This is a genomic window from Motilimonas sp. 1_MG-2023 (genome assembly GCF_030547455.1).
In the GTDB taxonomy this organism is placed as follows: Bacteria; Pseudomonadota; Gammaproteobacteria; order Enterobacterales; family CBDFNC01; genus Motilimonas.
The window spans coordinates 1-984 of record NZ_JAUOPX010000106.1 but is presented as its reverse complement, the minus strand read 5'-3'; the positions used below and the strand labels follow the sequence as shown (position 1 = coordinate 984).

Sequence of the window (984 nt, the reverse complement as noted above, 5' to 3'; positions counted from 1 at the left end):
TCAGTGGTTGGTCTTACCTATTAACTTGCATGCTATTGAATCAATTCTTTACAGTAACGCTGTTGTACTTCGGTGGTAATTAAGCTGCGTTTGCAGCCAACGGTTGCGGTTGATAGTCGTTGCCATTGCGTAACATCGCAACTGCCGTTCTGACCGTTTTATTTGCCAAGGCGATTGCGGCACACTTGATGCCTCTTCGAGCTATCAATCCCTTTAACCAACGCTCTTTCTCGGTCGTTGGCTCGCGATGTTTGAGCTTACATACCACCGAGCGGGCTCCTAAAAATAAGCAACTGCGCAAGGTGCTACCTTGTTGTTTTGCTATTCGCCCCATTCTCACTTTTTCACCGCTGGAATGTTGCACGGGTGTCAGCCCTATACAAGCCGCCGCATTGCGACCACTGTCGTAATCACCTCCGCGTAATCGTACTAACAAACCCAAGGCAGAAATGTGACCAACGCCCTCCAGGGCCATTAACCGGCGACAATCGGCATTGTTTTGCACATACTTTTTGAGCTCAACGTCGCGAGCTTCTTTTTGCTCATGCAGCTCTTCATAAGTTTCATAAGAGTGAGCGATGCCTGCTCGTAATAATGGCGGAAGCTGTTCATCCACATCTTCAAGTATCTCAGGTACTCTGCGATGAAACGCCGACTCCCCTTGCTCGATAACAATGCCAAATTCTAGTAATAAGCCGCGAATTTGATTGGCTAATTGCCGCTTGGTTTTTTCCAAGATGGTACGAATACGGTCAAGGGCTTGTAATGCTTGCAGCTCTTCAGAAAGGACCATACAAGGGCGTGCACTGGGTGCATCCAACGCAGTAGCAATGGCTAGCGCATCATTAGCATCTGTTTTTTGACCAACGCGAAAGGCTTTAACAAAACGAGGACTCAGTAAAGTGACTTCGTGACCATAGGACTGGGCCAAGCGCGCCCAATAGCTGGCGCTACCACATGATTCCATTGCAACACGTGAAGGCT

At 48.4% G+C, this 984-nt stretch carries 1 protein-coding gene; it reads right to left on the bottom strand.

Annotation, left to right across the window (positions count from 1 at the left end):
• Positions 1 to 79: 79 nt before the first annotated feature.
• A partial coding sequence (locus tag Q4519_RS21615) for an IS110 family transposase (protein WP_303515989.1) occupies positions 80 to 984 on the bottom strand: 905 nt, incomplete at its 5' end.